16 protein-coding genes are annotated in these 15,343 nt (G+C 65.1%); 10 read left to right on the forward strand and 6 right to left on the reverse strand.

What is annotated here, in order from left to right; translation table 11 throughout:
• The first annotated feature begins 175 nt into the window (after window positions 1-175).
• The 4 genes from ACQ5ID_RS00005 to ACQ5ID_RS00020 are packed head-to-tail and all read left to right on the forward strand — an operon-like array spanning window position 176 to window position 4,375.
• Complete coding sequence (locus ACQ5ID_RS00005) at window positions 176-1,561, forward strand: TldD/PmbA family protein (RefSeq protein WP_429910435.1); 1,386 nt, start codon at window positions 176-178, stop codon at window positions 1,559-1,561.
• The gene (locus ACQ5ID_RS00010) at window positions 1,548-2,333 is read left to right on the forward strand and encodes a 3'(2'),5'-bisphosphate nucleotidase CysQ (RefSeq protein ID WP_429910436.1); all 786 of its coding nucleotides are present in this window, start codon (window positions 1,548-1,550) and stop codon (window positions 2,331-2,333) included. Before ACQ5ID_RS00005 ends, ACQ5ID_RS00010 begins: the two co-directional genes overlap by 14 nt.
• Complete coding sequence (locus ACQ5ID_RS00015) at window positions 2,330-2,569, forward strand: DUF4170 domain-containing protein (RefSeq protein WP_429910437.1); 240 nt, start codon at window positions 2,330-2,332, stop codon at window positions 2,567-2,569. The genes ACQ5ID_RS00010 and ACQ5ID_RS00015 overlap by 4 nt, the downstream gene beginning before the upstream one ends.
• A 12-nt stretch (window positions 2,570-2,581) precedes the next feature.
• Complete coding sequence (locus ACQ5ID_RS00020) at window positions 2,582-4,375, forward strand: ABC transporter ATP-binding protein (RefSeq protein WP_429910819.1); 1,794 nt, start codon at window positions 2,582-2,584, stop codon at window positions 4,373-4,375.
• On the opposite strand, the gene ACQ5ID_RS00025 is transcribed toward ACQ5ID_RS00020, so the two are convergent.
• On the reverse strand, window positions 4,363-4,755 hold the full coding sequence (locus ACQ5ID_RS00025; protein WP_429910438.1) for a hypothetical protein: 393 nt from the start codon (window positions 4,753-4,755) through the stop codon (window positions 4,363-4,365). The genes ACQ5ID_RS00020 and ACQ5ID_RS00025 overlap by 13 nt on opposite strands.
• Window positions 4,756-4,823: 68 nt before the next feature.
• Window positions 4,824-5,486, reverse strand: a complete 663-nt coding sequence (locus ACQ5ID_RS00030; protein WP_429910439.1) for a fused DSP-PTPase phosphatase/NAD kinase-like protein — start codon at window positions 5,484-5,486, stop codon at window positions 4,824-4,826.
• An 84-nt stretch (window positions 5,487-5,570) separates the two neighbouring features.
• On the opposite strand from ACQ5ID_RS00030, the gene ACQ5ID_RS00035 reads away from it, so the two are divergent.
• From ACQ5ID_RS00035 to ACQ5ID_RS00050, 4 genes are read left to right on the forward strand one after another with little or no spacing between them, the layout of a single operon-like run.
• A complete protein-coding gene (locus ACQ5ID_RS00035) occupies window positions 5,571-6,314 on the forward strand; it encodes a lysophospholipid acyltransferase family protein (RefSeq protein ID WP_429910440.1) in 744 nt (247 codons plus the stop codon).
• Complete coding sequence (locus tag ACQ5ID_RS00040) at window positions 6,311-7,600, forward strand: 3-deoxy-D-manno-octulosonic acid transferase (RefSeq protein ID WP_429910441.1); 1,290 nt, start codon at window positions 6,311-6,313, stop codon at window positions 7,598-7,600. The genes ACQ5ID_RS00035 and ACQ5ID_RS00040 overlap by 4 nt, the downstream gene beginning before the upstream one ends.
• Window positions 7,600-8,604 (forward strand): tetraacyldisaccharide 4'-kinase, encoded by a 1,005-nt coding sequence (lpxK, locus tag ACQ5ID_RS00045; protein WP_429910442.1) that lies wholly within the window; start codon window positions 7,600-7,602, stop codon window positions 8,602-8,604. The genes ACQ5ID_RS00040 and lpxK overlap by 1 nt, the downstream gene beginning before the upstream one ends.
• On the forward strand, window positions 8,601-9,512 hold the full coding sequence (locus ACQ5ID_RS00050) for a lysophospholipid acyltransferase family protein (RefSeq protein WP_429910443.1): 912 nt from the start codon (window positions 8,601-8,603) through the stop codon (window positions 9,510-9,512). The genes lpxK and ACQ5ID_RS00050 overlap by 4 nt, the downstream gene beginning before the upstream one ends.
• Here the strand turns inward: ACQ5ID_RS00050 and ACQ5ID_RS00055 are convergent.
• Complete coding sequence (locus ACQ5ID_RS00055; protein ID WP_429910444.1) at window positions 9,491-10,300, reverse strand: M23 family metallopeptidase; 810 nt, start codon at window positions 10,298-10,300, stop codon at window positions 9,491-9,493. The two genes, ACQ5ID_RS00050 and ACQ5ID_RS00055, sit on opposite strands and share 22 nt — an antisense overlap.
• A complete protein-coding gene (locus ACQ5ID_RS00060; protein ID WP_371392434.1) occupies window positions 10,297-10,527 on the reverse strand; it encodes a DUF2093 domain-containing protein in 231 nt (76 codons plus the stop codon). Before ACQ5ID_RS00060 ends, ACQ5ID_RS00055 begins: the two co-directional genes overlap by 4 nt.
• Window positions 10,528-10,673: 146 nt before the next feature.
• Here ACQ5ID_RS00060 and ACQ5ID_RS00065 point away from each other — a divergent pair, with 146 nt between their 5' ends.
• Together ACQ5ID_RS00065 and ACQ5ID_RS00070 are read left to right on the forward strand one after the other, a co-directional pair.
• Window positions 10,674-11,774 carry an NADH:flavin oxidoreductase gene (locus tag ACQ5ID_RS00065; RefSeq protein WP_429910445.1) on the forward strand — a complete coding sequence of 367 codons (1,101 nt, stop codon included), beginning with the start codon at window positions 10,674-10,676 and terminating at the stop codon, window positions 11,772-11,774.
• Window positions 11,775-11,814: 40 nt separating this feature from the next.
• Complete coding sequence (locus ACQ5ID_RS00070; protein WP_429910446.1) at window positions 11,815-12,267, forward strand: MaoC family dehydratase; 453 nt, start codon at window positions 11,815-11,817, stop codon at window positions 12,265-12,267.
• A gap of 8 nt (window positions 12,268-12,275) precedes the next feature.
• On the opposite strand, the gene ACQ5ID_RS00075 is transcribed toward ACQ5ID_RS00070, so the two are convergent.
• Window positions 12,276-13,187 carry a flagellin gene (locus ACQ5ID_RS00075; protein ID WP_429910447.1) on the reverse strand — a complete coding sequence of 304 codons (912 nt, stop codon included), beginning with the start codon at window positions 13,185-13,187 and terminating at the stop codon, window positions 12,276-12,278.
• 21 nt (window positions 13,188-13,208) lie between these two features.
• Window positions 13,209-15,341: a flagellar hook-associated protein FlgK gene (gene flgK, locus ACQ5ID_RS00080; protein WP_429910448.1), complete on the reverse strand. Its 2,133-nt coding sequence runs from the start codon at window positions 15,339-15,341 to the stop codon at window positions 13,209-13,211.
• Between the last annotated feature and the right edge of the window lie 2 nt (window positions 15,342-15,343).

Here is a 15,343-nt window from a genome sequence, read left to right on the forward strand (position 1 = left end):
CTGCACGCCTTTGGCCTGACGGGCAGTTCGGGCACCAGCTTTGGCCGGTTTGGCGGCGCGCTCATCACCCTCATCGTCTATCTGGCAGGCGGTATTGCCATTTTGTGGTACGCGCTGAGCTGAACGGGCTGCGGGCCGTTGCGGGCCGCCAGTCCCGCCGCTATAGCCGGTGGCCATGACCGATAAAAACGCAACCACCCCCGCCTCGCCCGGCAGCGGACCGGACACCCATACCCTTCTGCCGTTGGCGGAAAGCCTGCTCAAACGCGCCATGGCCGCCGGCGCGGACGCCGCTGAGGTGATCCTTGGCGAGGCTCGCTCTCTGGAAGTGTCGGTGCGCGAAGGCGCGCTGGAGGACGTGGAACGCTCCGAAGGGCGCAGCGCGGGCCTGCGCGTCTTCATGGGCAAGCGCATGGCAGGCACCAGCTTTTCCGACCTCACCGACGAAGGCGCTGGCCTTGCGGTGGAACGCGCCATTGCCATGGCGCGCGTGGCGCCTGAAGACCCGTATTGCGGGCTCGTCGAGCCTGACCAGCTCGCCCGTACCATCCCCCATATCGATCTCTACGAGGATATGGACTGGGACGCGGCAAAGCTGGAGGCAGAGGCCCTCGAGATGGAAGCGGCAGCGCGCGCCGTTGACGGGGTGGCGATGGTCGCCAGCTCCGGCGCCAGCCTCTCGGCCAACGCCGCCGTGATGGTCACCTCCACCGGCTTCACCGGTGCCAAGCGCGGCTCCATGGCGTCGCGCGGGATCGCGGCTATCGCGAAATCCGGCGAGGCGATGGAGCGCGATTACGACCAGCATTCCATGCGCCAGCGCGCCGCCCTGCGCAGCGCTGCAGAGCTGGGCCGCTCTGCCGGCGAGCGCGCAGTAGCCCGACTGGGCGCAGAAAAGATGAAATCGGGCAAGATGCCGGTCGTCTTTGATGAGCGCGTGGCCACCAGCTTTCTTGGCGCGCTGCTGGGCGCGATCTCCGGGCCCTCAATTGCGCGCGGCACGTCCTTCCTGCGCGACAAGAATGGCGCGCAGATTTTCGCTGAAGGCATCGACATTGTTGAAGACCCGCTAAAGCCCTGGGGCCATGGCAGCCGCGCCTTTGACGGCGAAGGCGTCGCCACACGCCCGCGCGCGATAATCGAGGATGGCGTGCTGACCGGCTGGCTTCTCAACGCCGCCAGCGCCCGCCAGCTCGGCCTGCCATTGACAGGCCATGCCAGCGCCGATCCGGGCGGCCCGCCGGGGGTCAGCGTATCCAATCTGCATCTGGCCCCCGGCAAGCGCTCGCGCGCCGAACTCATCGCGGATGCGGGTAATGGCCTGCTGGTCACCGAGATGTTCGGCGCCTCGCTCAATTCCAATACCGGCGACTGGTCGGTCGGTGTGGCTGGCCACCGTATCGAGAACGGCAAGATCGCCGGCGCGGTCAGCGAGAGCACGGTGGCCGGGAACATGCTGGACATTTTCGCGCGGCTGCAACCCGGCAGTGATCTGGAATTTTCCGGCCGGATCAACGCCCCCAGCGTGCTGGTGGACGCGCTCTCCGTTGGCGGGCGCTAGCGCCGATCTCGATCTTCTGGCCGGGGCGGCGCGCGATGCCGGCCACCTCGTCATGGAGTATTTCGGCAAAGGCGCACGCCTGAAACACTGGGAGAAACGCCCCGGTGATCCGGTCAGCGCAGCCGACATGGCCGCCGACGCCTTCCTGAAAGACACGCTGCTTAACGCCCGCCCCGATTATGGCTGGCTGTCAGAGGAAAGCCGGGCCGAACCCGGCTCATCGGGCCGCATCTTTGTCGTCGATCCGATTGACGGCACCCGCGCCTTCATCAAGGGGCGTACCGATTTCTGCATCTCGCTGGCCGTCGTGGAAAACGGCCAGCCGGTCATTGCCGTGATCTGTGCGCCCGCGCGCGGGGAGCTTTACACCAGCGTCAGCGGCGAAGGCGCGCTGTGTAATGGCGACCGCCTGCAGGTCTCGCAGCAAACCGCCATTGCGGGCGCAAAGCTGCTGGGCGATGCGGGAAGGCTGGGTGATCTGCGCGCCATCGGCGCGGAGACCATCCACATCAATTCTGTTGCGCTAAGGCTCGCCCTCACCGCCAGCGGACAGGCCGACGGGCTGGTCGCGGTGCGCCCGAAAAATGACTGGGATCTGGCAGCGGGCCACCTCATCGTGAGTGAGGCGGGCGGGCGTCTCTCCTCGCCGGACGGCGCGACGCTCAGCTATGATGACGAAAGCCACCGCCAGCCAGCGCCCATCGCGGCTGGTCCGGCGCTCCATGCTTTGCTATTGGAGCAGCTTGCCGGACGGATAAAGGAATCACCATGAGCCAGCAGCTTCTCCATCTCGTGATTGGCGGCGAACTGACCGAGGTTCGCCCCGATGTTCACGAGTTCAAGGACTTCAACGCCGTGGAATTCGTCGGCGCGTTTCCCGACTATGAGAGCGCGCGCATGGCCTGGAAGGCCGCCGCCCAGCGCACCGTGGACAACGCCCACATGCGTTTCTTCATTATCCACGCCCACAAGCTGCTGGACCCCGCCAATGGCGGACCGCAGGGCTAAGAGGCAAGGACGCTGAGCGATCCCGCCCTTCCGGTACGCTCCGGCCCGCAATCGGCCGGAACGCTCGCGCTCGCCGCGCGGCTGTTTTCCGGCTGGATCGCGCCCAGATGGCCTTTGCTCCTGCTGGGCCTCTTCCTGTCTGCCGTTACAGCCGCCTCTGTAAGCGGCTATGCGCTGGTGGTGCGCGAGATGACCGCGCTGATGGAGCTGCGCGATGCGCGCGTCATCTGGCTGGCGCCGGCCATCGTGCTGCCGCTGGTGCTGATCCGCAGCCTCAGCCTCTACTGGCAGACGCTGGCCACCAACCGGCTGGCGCTGGGCGTGATGCGCGATCTGCAGACGGCCATGTATGCCCGCCTGATGGACGCCGACTTTGCCCGCCTGCAGGGCGAGGGCGCAGGCTCGCTGGTCTCGCGCTTTACCAATGACATCACCACCTTGCGCGAAAGCCTGGTGCGCGCCGCCAACAACCTCACCCGCGACACGCTGCAGGTGATTGGCGGGGTGGCGGTGATGATCTGGCTGGACTGGGTGCTGGCGCTTTTGCTGCTGCTGATCCTGCCGCTGGCCGGTGCGCCGGTGCTGCGCCTTGGCGCGATCATCCGCAAGCGCTCGCTTAGCGTGATGAACCAGATGGGCAATGTGACGAGCTTTCTGGAAGAGACCCTGAGCGGCACGCGCCTCATCAAGACCTTCTCGCTCGAAAACTATGCCCGCGGGCGCTCGCGCACGGCCTTTCAGGAACGCTTCCAGCTCTTGCAGGCGATGGTGCGCGACCGCTCCAAGATCGAACCGCTCATGGAAGTGGCGGGCGGCGTAGCACTGGCCGGGATATTTGCCGTTGCGGGCTGGCGCATGGCGACGGGCGATAGCGATGTAGGCCGCTTCCTCGGCGTGATCGCAGCGCTTCTGATCGTCAGTCCTGCCTTGCGCGCGCTTGGCTCACTGGCCGGTGCGATACAGGAAGGCATGGGCGTGCTGGAGCGCGTCTTCAACCTGCTTGATGAAGACCCGCGCCTGGTGGAGCGCTCAGGGGCAAAGCCGCTGAAACTCAAAGGCGGGGCGATAGCGCTCAAAGACGTGCACTTCGCCTATGGCCCGGACGCTCCGGCCCTCAACGGGGTCTCTCTGGAAGTGCCTGCTGGCAAGACGGTCGCGCTTGTCGGGCCGTCCGGTTCGGGCAAGACCAGCGTTCTGAACCTCATCGCGCGCCTGTTTGATCCCCAGTCCGGCACGGTAGAGATTGACGGGCAGGACATCGCCAGGGCCACGCTTGCCAGCGTGCGCGGCTCGCTGGCGCTGGTCAGTCAGGACACCACCCTGTTTGACGATACCATCGCCGCCAATATCGGCTTTGGCGCACTGGAGGCCGATCAGGACGCCATCGAGGCCGCCGCAAAGGCCGCCGACGCGCATGACTTCATTGCCAGCCTGTCCGGCGGGTATGAATTCCGCGCCGGGCCGCGCGGCAATCTGCTCTCCGGCGGGCAGCGCCAGCGCATCGCGATTGCCCGCGCGCTCCTGAAAGACGCGCCCATATTGCTGCTGGACGAGGCCACATCGGCGCTGGATGCACAGTCAGAGGAGCGTGTGCAGTCGGCTCTGGAGCATTTGAGCGAAGGGCGCACTACGCTCGTCATCGCGCACCGCCTGTTCACCGTACGCAATGCGGACTGGATCTATGTGATGGATCAGGGCCGGGTGGTCGAGGAAGGCCGCCATGACGATCTGGTGGCGGCAGGCGGGCTTTATGCCCAGCTATGCCGTATCCAGTTCCGTGAGGATGGCGGCGCTCAGGCGACGTAGAGCGTGTCCTCGTCGGCTTCCGAGCGCAGCCAGGCATCGGCTTCGGCAACCGACTCAAAGACGAAAGCTTCATGGCCAGTAGCGCTCAGGCCGCGCCGCCAGACACGAGCATAGGCGCAATCAAGTTCGCGCGCCACGATGGCAACCCGGCTGGCGGGCATTTGCCGGCCACAGGCTTCCGCCAGGCCCATGGCCTTACCGCTGTCGACCGCGGCGTAGGCGAGCCTGGTGTCAAACAGCACCTTGCGGGCGGGCTGGGACAGGAAAAATTCGAGGAAGTCGGGCGTGCTCTGTGAATAGGTTGAGGTGTCACGGGCGCCGGAAACGGCGACAATCACGATTGAGCGATCCGGGCTCAGTGATATGTGGTGACGGCCCATTTGCCCTCCCAATGGAGAAGGACATTATCATATAACAGGTTAACGCCTGGTGGCAGTTAATGCCGGCATCATTCCCGGCGCAATAGACGTTCCGTGAGGACGGAACCCCACCAGCTGGCCATGAAGCCGTCATGGCAGGCCTGCCGGTCATATTCGGTCCTGACCCACGTCAGGAAATCGATGGGTTCCTGCGCATTGCGGTCAAGATAGAGCTGGAAGAAATGGTCCAGCATGCCGGTCTTGCCCTGCTTGACGTGACCATATCTGAGCGAGAGATGCGAGACCGCCTCTTCCACCGGCTTTCCCTCATGCAGGATGAGGTACATCACGGCGACAATGCCAGCCCTGTCAGAGCCTGACTTGCAGTGCATGAAGGCGGGATACTCGATTGTGTTGAACACCTCGATCAGGCGTTCGATGCGCTCCACATAGGGCGCTTCACGTGATCCCCAGCCCAGATCGATCACCGTCAGCCCGTGCTTCTTCGCCGCCCAGTGCTCAAGATCATAATAGGCCCTGCCGGGCTGCACGCCGCGCAGGTTGAGGATGGTTTTGAAACCCTCGTCTGCCAGCCAGGCAATGCGCTCCGGGTCGGGCTGATTGCCCCGCCACATCTGCCCGCCCACATGGCGGTGATTGTGCCAGGCCCGGCGCAGCACGCCATGATCGTCCCACATCAGGCTGCGGCGGGCGCGGGCGAGAATCGCCGGATCGTCAAAATTCGCTGTCATGGAGCGGGACTTAAGCGGTGATGGCGGCACGCGCAACAACACTTCATGCTTGACGTAGGGCGGCGCTCTGGCCAGCAACACTACATGGCCCGGTCCGTCCTCAGCTTTCCTCCGCTCCAGATCGCCCTCGGCGCGCTGATGGGGGGGTATATGTCGCTGGTCCAGCACACCACGCGCTGGGATGTGCGCCGCGCCGGGGCCATGCGCGAGATTGCCGCGCGCGGCGGCGGCGTCATTGGCGCGTTCTGGCATGGCCGCCTGCTGATGAGCATTGCGCTCTGGCCGCCGCGTACCCAGCCGCCCGCCATTCTGGTTTCGCGCTCTGCCGATGGCGACATCATCGCGCGCGCTGCCGCCCACCACAAAGTGGCCGGCATTCGCGGCTCGACGCGCAAGCGCCGCCGCGATGGCAGTTTCGACGACAAGGGCGCGATGAGCGCCTATCGCGCCATGGTGCGCCATGTGGAAGATGGCGGCGTGATGGCCATTACGCCGGACGGCCCCAAAGGCCCGCGCATGCGCGTCACACCGGGTGCCTTGCGGCTGGCAGAGGCCACCGGCGCGCCCCTGCTGGCCGTCGGATGGTCGATCCGCTGGCGCAAGGTGTTCAACTCCTGGGACCGCTTTGTCCTGCCCTTCCCGTTTTCGCGCGGCGTCATCATCTGGAGCGAGCCCTACCAGCTGCCGGACAATCCCACCGCCGAAGACCGCGAAGCGGCGCGTGTCTGGCTGGAGGAGACGCTGATTGCGCTGACGCGCGAAGCGGACCTGGCCTGCGGCGTGGAGCCGGTTGAACCGGCACCGCCAGGAGGCGCGCGCAAAGCATGACCGGCCTGCCCCCTGCCCTCTCCCTCTATCGCCTCGCATCCGGGCTGGCCGCGCCGCTGGCCCCTGCCCTGTTGTCGTCGCGCGCGGCCAAAGGCAAGGAAGATGAGAGCCGGATTGGCGAACGCCTCGGTCACGCCTCCCTGCCCCGGCCCGATGGCAGCCTTGTCTGGATCCATGGCGCCAGCGTTGGCGAAAGCCGTGTCGCGCTTACCCTTGCCGCTGCGCTGATCGAGGCGCGGCCCGGTCTCAACGTGCTGCTGACCTCCGGCACCATCACCTCAGCCGCGCTTGTGGGCCGCGAAGCACCGCCCGGCGTGATCCATCAATACGTGCCGGCCGATACACCGAAGGCGGCACGGCGCTTTGCCGCGCACTGGAAGCCGGATGTTGCCGCCTTTGTGGAGAGCGAGCTCTGGCCCAATCTCATCGTTGAAACGGCGCGCTCCGGCGCGCGTCTGGCGCTGGTCAATGCGCGGATGAACGCCGCCTCCTTGCGCCGCTGGCAGCGCTGGCAGCGCTCGGGCAAGGCACTGGTCAGCCTGTTTGACTGGATCAGCCCGGCGGATGGGCGCACCGCGCGCGGGTTGGGCCATTTGCTGGGCCGGGCGCTGCCGGTGGCGGGCAATCTGAAGCTGGAAATCCTGCCGCCCATGCCGTCAAACGACAAGCTGGATGCTGCACGGACCATAGTGAACGGGCGGTCCATCTGGGTGGCGGCGAGTACGCATGCAGGCGAGGAAGAGATCGTGCTGGATGCCCATCAGCACCTGCTCGCCCGCCATCGTGACGCCCTGCTGATACTGGTGCCGCGCCATCCTGACCGGGCCGATGCCATTGCCGCGCTTCTTGACCAGCGTCAGCTCGAATTCGCCCGACGCTCCCTTCGCGAAGCGCCGCGCCAGGACGTGCCGGTATGGCTGGCCGATACGCTGGGCGAAATGGCGCTCTGGTTTGAGCTGGCTCCTGCCGCGCTGATTGCAGGCAGTCTCAAGCCGGGCATTGGCGGACACAACCCGATCGAAGCGACAAGACTGGGCTGCGCGGCGATTTCCGGTCCATGGCGTGACAGCTTCTCCGACATTTACGACGCCTATGAGGCGCATGGCGCCGTAACAACGGTGCAGGATGCAGGCGGGCTTGCCGAAGCCGTCCGGCGCAACTGGGCCGGTGAGGGAGAAGGCGTGGCGGCAGGTCAGACCGCCCTGGAGGCCCTGACCGGCAATGTGCTGGAGACCACCACGCGCAGGCTGCTATCCCTTCTCGACACGCCTTCGGAGGCACGCTGATGCGCCCGCCCGCCTTCTGGAATGACAAGGCTGGCCGCTCATCCGGCGCGGTCACGCGTGCGCTCCTGTCTCCGCTGGGCTGGGCCTATGCCGCCGCGGGTGCGGCGCGCATCGCCCGCACGACGCCCTTCAAGGCGGATGTGCCGGTGATCTGTGTGGGTAATCTGACCCTTGGCGGCACCGGCAAGACGCCGGTAAGCGCGGCTCTCCTGGCCATGCTGGCCGAGATGCGGGCCACACCGTTTGCCCTGTCTCGCGGCTGGGGCGGGCGGCTGAAAGGGCCTGTAAGGGTCGATCCGGCCAGCCATAGCGCCGATGATGTGGGCGATGAGCCGCTATTGCTGGCGCGCGTGGCGCCTGCGGTCATTTCGCCGGACAGGCCCGCCGGTGCGCAGCTGGCAGTGAAACAGGGTGCCAGCATCATCGTCATGGATGACGGCCACCAGAACCCCACCCTCCACAAGGATTTCTCTTTCGTTGTGGTCGATGGCGAGACGGGCTGGGGGCCGGGGACGATCTTCCCGGCAGGCCCTTTGCGCGAGCCTGTCAGCGCCGGGCTTGCCCGCGCCGACGCCGTGATCGTGATGATGCCTGATGGCGACACCCTGCCGGACCTTGCAAAGCTGAAGCTCGACACTCTGGACAGGCCGGTTTTCCGCGCCTGGCTTGCCCCTACCGGACCAGTGCCGGAGGGCAAGCTGCTGGCCTTTGCCGGTATTGGCCGCCCGCAGAAATTCTTCGACGGGCTCAAAGCGGCGGGCGGTGACATTGCCGATGCCATCCAGTTTCCCGATCATCACCGCTTCAGCGCCAGCGATCTCAAACGCCTTGCCGATCTGGCGGACAGCTGGAATGCGCGCCTGATTACCACCGGCAAGGATCATGTGCGCCTGCCCGCCGGGTTCCGCGACACGGTGCTGGACTATCCGGTGCAGGCGGTATTTGCCGACGAGGCGCGGATCAGGGATTGTCTGGCCGACGCTTTGGGCGGGATGAAGCCATGAGTTCGGTTCTCAAACGTGCAGGCTGGCGCGCGGAAACGGCCCTGTTCGACGGATATGAAGCGTCGATGCGCGCTCTGGGCATGGAGCGGGCCAGCGATACCGGCTCGGCCATTGTCTCGCGGCTGGGACCACTGATGCGCCAGCACCAGATCGCCCGGCGCAATATGGAGCTGGTGTTTCCGCACGCGAACTCCGGCGAGATCGACGCCCTGCTGGGCGCGATGTGGGACAATTTAGGCCGCGTGGCAGGGGAGTTGCCGCTGCTGGGCCGCATGGATGTCAGCGGACAGGGCGAGCAGGTCCGCATTGAGGGGCTGGACATACTGCACGAGCTGCAGCGCCAGCAGCGCCCCATCCTGCTTTTCGGCGGGCATTTCGCGAACTGGGAAGTGCTGGTGGGTACGGTGGCTACGCAAGCGCCCGATTGCTGCCTGGTCTACAGGCATCTGAACAACCCTTATATCGACGCCCGGCTGCGTGGCCGGCGCGCCTCCATGGGCGGGCATGTCTTTGCGCCCAAGGGAGATGCCGGCGCGCGCATCATCCTCAAATCCATGCAGGAGGCGCGCCCGGTGGCGATGATGGTCGACCAGAAGATGAATGACGGGATCGAGGCGCCCTTCTTCGGCATGCCCGCCATGTGTGCATCCGGCGGCGCGCGCATGGCGCTGCGCTATGACGCCGCCATGATCCCGATGTCGATTGCCCGTTCGCAGGGACCAAATTTCATCGTGCGCATACACGAGCCTCTGGCCCGTCCGGTGGCCACCGAGCGCAATGCCGCCGTGACCGAAACGATGACGGCGATGAACCGCTTTATCGAGGAACGGATTCTGGCCACGCCGGCCCAGTGGTTCTGGGTGCACCGGCGCTTTGCCAAGGATGTTTACCGCAAGGCGGAGGGCTGAACGTCCAGCGTGGCGAACGGGTCGACATTGCGCCCGTGCCAGCGGATACGCCAGCACAGGTGCGGACCGGTGGAGCGCCCGGTCGAGCCGACGCGCGCGATGAGCTGGCCCTGCTCGACGACATCACCTTCTTCCACGAGCACTTCGGACAGGTGCAGATAGGCCGAGTTGAAGCCCTGCCCGTGATCGATGAAGATCAGCCCGCCCTCGAAATACATGTCCGTATCGGCCAGCCGGACAATGCCGCCTGCCGGTGCCAGCACAGGCGTGCCGGTCGGCGCGGCGATATCAACGCCATAATGGGGCGTGCGCGGCTCGCCATTATAGATGCGCTGGCCGCCAAACCGGCTGGAGATACGCCCCTCTACCGGCTGGATGAAGCCTGACAGGAACCCGTCACCTTCCCAGCGCGAGGCATGGGCCTGGCCTTTGCGCACGCCTTCGGCGCGAATGCGTTCCAGCACTTCGGGCGGCGGGCTGACCATGGCGGGCGGCAGACCGTCAATGCGCTGGATGGCGTACTCGGCCGGTGCCACATCATAGCGCGCATCGAACACCCATTCGCCATTGACCCTGACGCGCAGGCGCGTCTCGGTGGGCGCATCGCGGTCATGGCCGAGAATGACCCAGCCCTCGTCATTGGCGCGGGTGGATACATCATCCAGCCGGACCAGAGCGCCCGGCGCGGTACGGCAGACCAGCACGCCGCCCTGGCGGTGTTCACCGCTGCACGCAATCGCGGGCTCGGGGCTGGTAATTGCCAGCAGGGAGGCCAGAAGTCCGATCATGTCTGCATTCCCGGCTCTGAGTGAATTTCCAGCCAGCGCTTGGTCGCGGCCTGTGCATCCTTGAAGGCTTCCTGCAGCTCGGAGCTCCAGTAGCGCAGCTGGTTCAAGGGGATTTTCTCGCCCGTGACCGCGCACAGCACATAGGCGCCCGGCTCCAGTATCATGAAGTCGGCATCGCCATATTCCAGCTTGGCTTCGCCGGTGAAGTCGCGGTCAAACCGGTTCATGCTATCTCCCGCATTGTCCTGATGGTCCTGTCTATCACGGGCGCTGCGCTGCATCAAAGTGGGAGACAGCGCCTTGACCGCAGTGCAACATGCTCCATCTGATCAGGACACATCCTTTCATCCCTTCATCCGTCCGGGATTTCTCCATGACCAATGCTGCCGCCCTGTTCCAGCCCTTCCAGCTGGGCTCGCTCTCCCTTGCCAACCGTATCGTGATGGCCCCGATGACGCGCTCCTTCTCGCCGGGCGGGGTGCCAGGCGATGACGTAGCGGCCTATTATCGCCGCCGGGCAGAGAATGCGGTCGGCCTCATCATCACCGAAGGCACGACGATTGACCGTCCGGGCGCGAGCTTCGATCCTGCCATACCGAATTTTCACGCTCCGGAATCGCTGGCTGGCTGGAAGAAAGTCGTCGACGCCGTGCATGCGGCGGGCGGCAAGATTGCGCCCCAGCTCTGGCATGTCGGCCTTGCCCGCCGTCCCGGCACCGGCCCCCATCCGGATGCCCCCTCCGACAGCCCGTCGGGCATTCTTCCCAATGGCAAGACCATTGGCGAGCCGATGAGCGAGGAGGACATTGCCGACACGATCCACGCCTTTGCCAAGGCCGCAAAAGCCGCTGCCAGCATCGGGTTTGACGCGATCGAGCTACACGGCGCGCATGGCTATCTGATCGACCAGTTCTTCTGGGAAGGTCTCAACCGGCGCTCCGACCGGTTTGGCGGTGATATGAAGGGGCGTCTCACCTTCGCCGAGGAAATCATCCGCGCGGTACGCGCCGAAATGCCCGCCTCCATGCCGCTTATCCTGCGCTATTCGCAGTGGAAGCAGCAGGATTATGGCGCGCGCCTGGCCGGAACCCCGCAAGAGCTGGAAGCCTTCCTCAGCCCGCTCTCCGACGCTGGCGTGGACATTTTCCATGCCTCGACGCGGCGCTTCTGGATTCCCGAATTTGAAGGCTCTGACCTCAATCTGGCGGGCTGGACGAAAAAGCTGACCGGCAAGCCGGTCATCACCGTGGGGTCGGTGGGCCTCAATTCCGATTTCCTCGGTGCCTTCATGGGCGAGGGTTCTCCGGCGGCGTCTCTGGACGGTCTGCTGAAACGCTTTGAGGATGGCGAGTTTGATCTCGTTGCCATTGGCCGCGCGCTGCTGTCCGACCCGGAATGGGCGGCCAAGGTCCGCGATGGCCGGTTTGACGCGCTGGCTGATTTTTCGGCTGAAGCACTTAAAGAGCTGGTATAGGCATCAAGCCTGACAACAAAACAATAAGGGGAGAAAAGGCATGAGCCTTCTGGAGCAGTACGCAAGCCGCATCGGGGAAACCGTCACCTCGGACTGGTTTGAGGTGGATCAGGCACGGGTAAACGCCTTTGCCGACGTAACACTGGATCATCAGTTCATCCATGTGGACCCGGAGCGGGCGGCAAAGGAAACGCCGTTCGGCGGACCCATCGCCCACGGCTTCCTGACGCTCTCTCTGCTCTCCCATTTTGCTGAATCCAGCCTGCCGGCCTTCCCTGACAAGGTGATCGGCATCAATTACGGCTTCGACAAGGTGCGCTTCCTCTCCCCGGTCCGGGTGGGTTCGCGTATCCGGGGCAAGTTCACACTGGCAAAAGCGGAAGAGCGCAAGCCCGGCCAGATCCAGCTGGTGCAAAGCTGCGCGGTGGAGATTGAAGGCTCGGAGACCCCTGCCCTCGCCGCCGAATGGCTGAGCCTGGTGGTCTACGGCTAGCGCAGGCCCTAGCGCAGGAAGGGCAGGAGCGAGACCTGGCTCATGTCAGAGAAGACCAGAGCTGACACCTGAACGGCGGCCTGTGCCTGTGCCAGGCGCGTCGCGGCCTCCGCCATGTCTGCCTCCTCCAGCCCGGCAATCATGCCGGTGAGATAGTCCGAGCGCTGGACATTGCTGCGCTGGGCGCTTTCCAGTCGTGCCTGCATCGAGCCGTTCTTGCCAAGGGCGACGGAAATATTCTCAAACGCCGCGATGACATTGCCGATCTCGGTGGAGAGGAAGTTCTGCTGCGCCCCGGTGACGGTGCCGTCAAACGGTCCGTCCGGGCCGTCATTGAAGTCGGCGATGCGGGCGAAAATCTCCATCAGCTCTGTCGCCAGATCGCTGGCCAGAAACCCGGTCTCGACCGTGGTGTTCTCTTCAATCCGGCCGGTCTGGGATTTGGCGGAGTTCTGGAACAGATCGGCGATGTCGGCTGCGCCCTGAACCTGACCAATCGTGTTGGCGGTAAAGGGAAGCGCATCGGTGCGCGTGCCGCCAAAGATGAAAGAGCCGTTGAACTGCGTGTTTATCGCGGCCGTGAAACGGCTGAACGCCGACTGCACATCATCCATCAGGAAGGTGCCGTCATTGGTCGTCAGCGCCAGGCGCAATTCCTGCACGGCATCGGACATCTCGTTGAGCGCCAGATCCTGCACGTCCAGCCGGCTGGCGAGGCGCTTGCTGGCATCGACAAAATTGTCCGAACGGGCCAGCGCGCCGCGCGCGAAGAGGATCGTCTCGGCCTGATTGCCATAGCCTTTCAGGTCCGGTGCCTTCATGCCGGTCGAAATCTGCTGGCTGGATTCATAAAGCTCGCGCTGTGCGCGCATCAGATCAAGAAGCGCGGACTGGGAGGCGGCCTGTGTTGAAATGCGCATCGCGATCAAACCTCCTGGCTACTAGCGGCCCATATTCAGCAATACGTCAGTCATTTCCTTGGACGCCTGGATCATCCGCGCGGCGGCGTTATACGCCTGCTGGTAGAGGATCATGTTGGCCAGTTCCTCATCCATGTTGACGCCCTCGACATCCATACGCTTGCGGTCAGCGGCCTGTTTGACCGACAGGGCAGAATCCGCAGCGCGTTCGGCGCGCGCAGCACGCGTGCCGACATCGCCGGCCAGCCGCGCGCCATATTCCTGCAAGGTGGCCGTGCCCGCGGCAAACCCGCCCGCCCCGTCAAAGCGGCGTGAGCTGGAAAACGCGTTGTAGAGCGCCTGCCCGCCCCGCCCGTCACCCTCGGTCAGCACCAGATCGCCCGGCACGGTGCCTGCGCCGATATCCAGCTGGGAGAACGCGATTGCCGAGGAATTGCTGCGCAGATCATTACGCACCGAGAACGCTTCGGAGCGCGACATGCGCGCCGCATCGCCAATGCCAAACAGCTGTGACAGGGCAAGACCTGTATCGCCGCGCGAGGTGGTGTCGCCGACAAGATCGAAATCGTAATTGGCGTAGGGGCCCGACGGGGTGAAGTTGAGCGCGCCATCGCCATTGAGCGACCAGGTGCCAAACCCGCCCATGCCGCTGGCCGGATTGTTGAGCGCGTTGACGAAGTCACCCAGGCTTGCCTGATCGGCCGGAATGGTGATCTCGGTGGAGGACCGTCCGTCCGGTGTCGAGATACGGAAGGTCATCTCCTGCCCGGCGCTGGTACCCAGCGGCGTGGCGGCACCCAGCCCCGTATCGAAGAAGGATGGCCGCGCGGAGGTGATGACATCGTTCAGCCCGAAGAAGTGCGCAAAGCCCCGTCCGCCGCCGAGGTCCGACGGGCTGTCCTCGTCCTGCACCGCTGCAAGCCCGGTACCCGGCCCGGTCGCATTGATAACCAGACGCCCGCCGGAGAAGCTGGCCGTGCCATCGCCGCCCAGCGCTGCATTGAGCTGGGTGACGAGATCATCAACTGTGGTTCCGGCATTGCCGTTGACCGTGAAGCCGCCGGCGGTGAACTCCAGATCGATCCGGTTCACCAGCTCGCCGCCGTCCGTCACGACCGCCAGCGTAGCGTTGCCGCTGCCGCCCAGCAGATCGGCAGCCAGCAGCCCGGTATTGCGCCCGTTCATGGTAGAAGGCGGCGGATAGGAGGCGGAATTATTGTGCGCGGCGTTCAGCGCATCGGCGGTGCCGGAGGTGAACTCGGCCAGCTGGGCGGCGATGGCCGGCAGCTCGATATCGCGCATATCCATCAGCGCGCGCAGCTCTCCTGAGCGGATCGAGCTGGTCAGGTCAACCGTGGCCCCAGAGGACGAGACCACCGCCGTGATGCGCCCGTAATCAGCGCCATAAGCGCCCGTTCCCGACGGCACATAGCTCAGCTGCAGCCGGGCATTGTCCAGAAGGGCCGTACCGTTCTCGGTGCGCACGAAAAGCCGCCCGTCGGGCTGCACCTCTGCGCGGATATCCATCAGGCCGGACAGCTCATCCAGCAGTTCGGCCTGCCGGTTGGTCACGCCGGTTGAATCCGAACCCGACGCGTTGAGCGTCTGGGCCTGGGTGTTGAGCGATTGCAGCTCGGTGAGGATTTCGTTGACGCGCTCGACGCCGCTGCCAATGCGCCGGTCGGTTTCATCGCGCAGCGCGCGCACCTCTGCTGACAGACGCTTGGCCTCATCAAAGAAGGATTGCAGGTCGGAGGCTGCAGACAGGCGCGCCACCCGCTCGGACGGGTCGACCGCGGCCGCGCCGATGGATTCAAAAGCCTTTACCAGCCGGCCATAAAGCGATCCGGCATCATTGGTGCCGCCGAACTGGCTTTGCAGCCGGTCGAGAATGGCGGCGCTCGCCGTCGCTTTTGACGCGTCGGAACCGGCACGCAGGGAGGCCGCTTGCAGGAAGACATCGGCCACGCGCGTGATGCCCGCCACCTGGACGCCCATGCCCATCCCGGCCGCCGAGCGGGCGATGAGATCAACCTTGGTGCGCGCATAACCAGGCGTGTTGACGTTGGCGATATTGTTGGAGACCGAACGCATCCCCAGCTGGCTGGCCTGGATGCCGGACATCGCATTGCCGAGAATTCCGTTCAGCGCCATGA

Origin of the sequence: Glycocaulis sp., from assembly GCF_050485565.1 — a bacterium.
Lineage (GTDB): Bacteria > Pseudomonadota > Alphaproteobacteria > Caulobacterales > Maricaulaceae > Glycocaulis.

What these genes read in the sequence shown, in the direction of transcription:
- ACQ5ID_RS00065 (WP_429910445.1), top strand. Translation starts at nt 10,674, where the DNA reads ATGACCAATGCTGCCGCCCTGTTCCAGCCCTTCCAGCTGGGCTCGCTC.
- ACQ5ID_RS00025 (WP_429910438.1), bottom strand. Translation starts at nt 4,755, where the DNA reads ATGGGCCGTCACCACATATCACTGAGCCCGGATCGCTCAATCGTGATT.
- ACQ5ID_RS00060 (WP_371392434.1), bottom strand. Translation starts at nt 10,527, where the DNA reads ATGAACCGGTTTGACCGCGACTTCACCGGCGAAGCCAAGCTGGAATAT.
- ACQ5ID_RS00070 (WP_429910446.1), top strand. Translation starts at nt 11,815, where the DNA reads ATGAGCCTTCTGGAGCAGTACGCAAGCCGCATCGGGGAAACCGTCACC.
- ACQ5ID_RS00055 (WP_429910444.1), bottom strand. Translation starts at nt 10,300, where the DNA reads ATGATCGGACTTCTGGCCTCCCTGCTGGCAATTACCAGCCCCGAGCCC.
- flgK (WP_429910448.1), bottom strand. Translation starts at nt 15,341, where the DNA reads ATGGCGCTGAACGGAATTCTCGGCAATGCGATGTCCGGCATCCAGGCC.
- ACQ5ID_RS00030 (WP_429910439.1), bottom strand. Translation starts at nt 5,486, where the DNA reads ATGACAGCGAATTTTGACGATCCGGCGATTCTCGCCCGCGCCCGCCGC.
- ACQ5ID_RS00015 (WP_429910437.1), top strand. Translation starts at nt 2,330, where the DNA reads ATGAGCCAGCAGCTTCTCCATCTCGTGATTGGCGGCGAACTGACCGAG.
- ACQ5ID_RS00035 (WP_429910440.1), top strand. Translation starts at nt 5,571, where the DNA reads ATGGCCCGGTCCGTCCTCAGCTTTCCTCCGCTCCAGATCGCCCTCGGC.
- lpxK (WP_429910442.1), top strand. Translation starts at nt 7,600, where the DNA reads ATGCGCCCGCCCGCCTTCTGGAATGACAAGGCTGGCCGCTCATCCGGC.
- ACQ5ID_RS00005 (WP_429910435.1), top strand. Translation starts at nt 176, where the DNA reads ATGACCGATAAAAACGCAACCACCCCCGCCTCGCCCGGCAGCGGACCG.
- ACQ5ID_RS00040 (WP_429910441.1), top strand. Translation starts at nt 6,311, where the DNA reads ATGACCGGCCTGCCCCCTGCCCTCTCCCTCTATCGCCTCGCATCCGGG.
- ACQ5ID_RS00050 (WP_429910443.1), top strand. Translation starts at nt 8,601, where the DNA reads ATGAGTTCGGTTCTCAAACGTGCAGGCTGGCGCGCGGAAACGGCCCTG.
- ACQ5ID_RS00075 (WP_429910447.1), bottom strand. Translation starts at nt 13,187, where the DNA reads ATGCGCATTTCAACACAGGCCGCCTCCCAGTCCGCGCTTCTTGATCTG.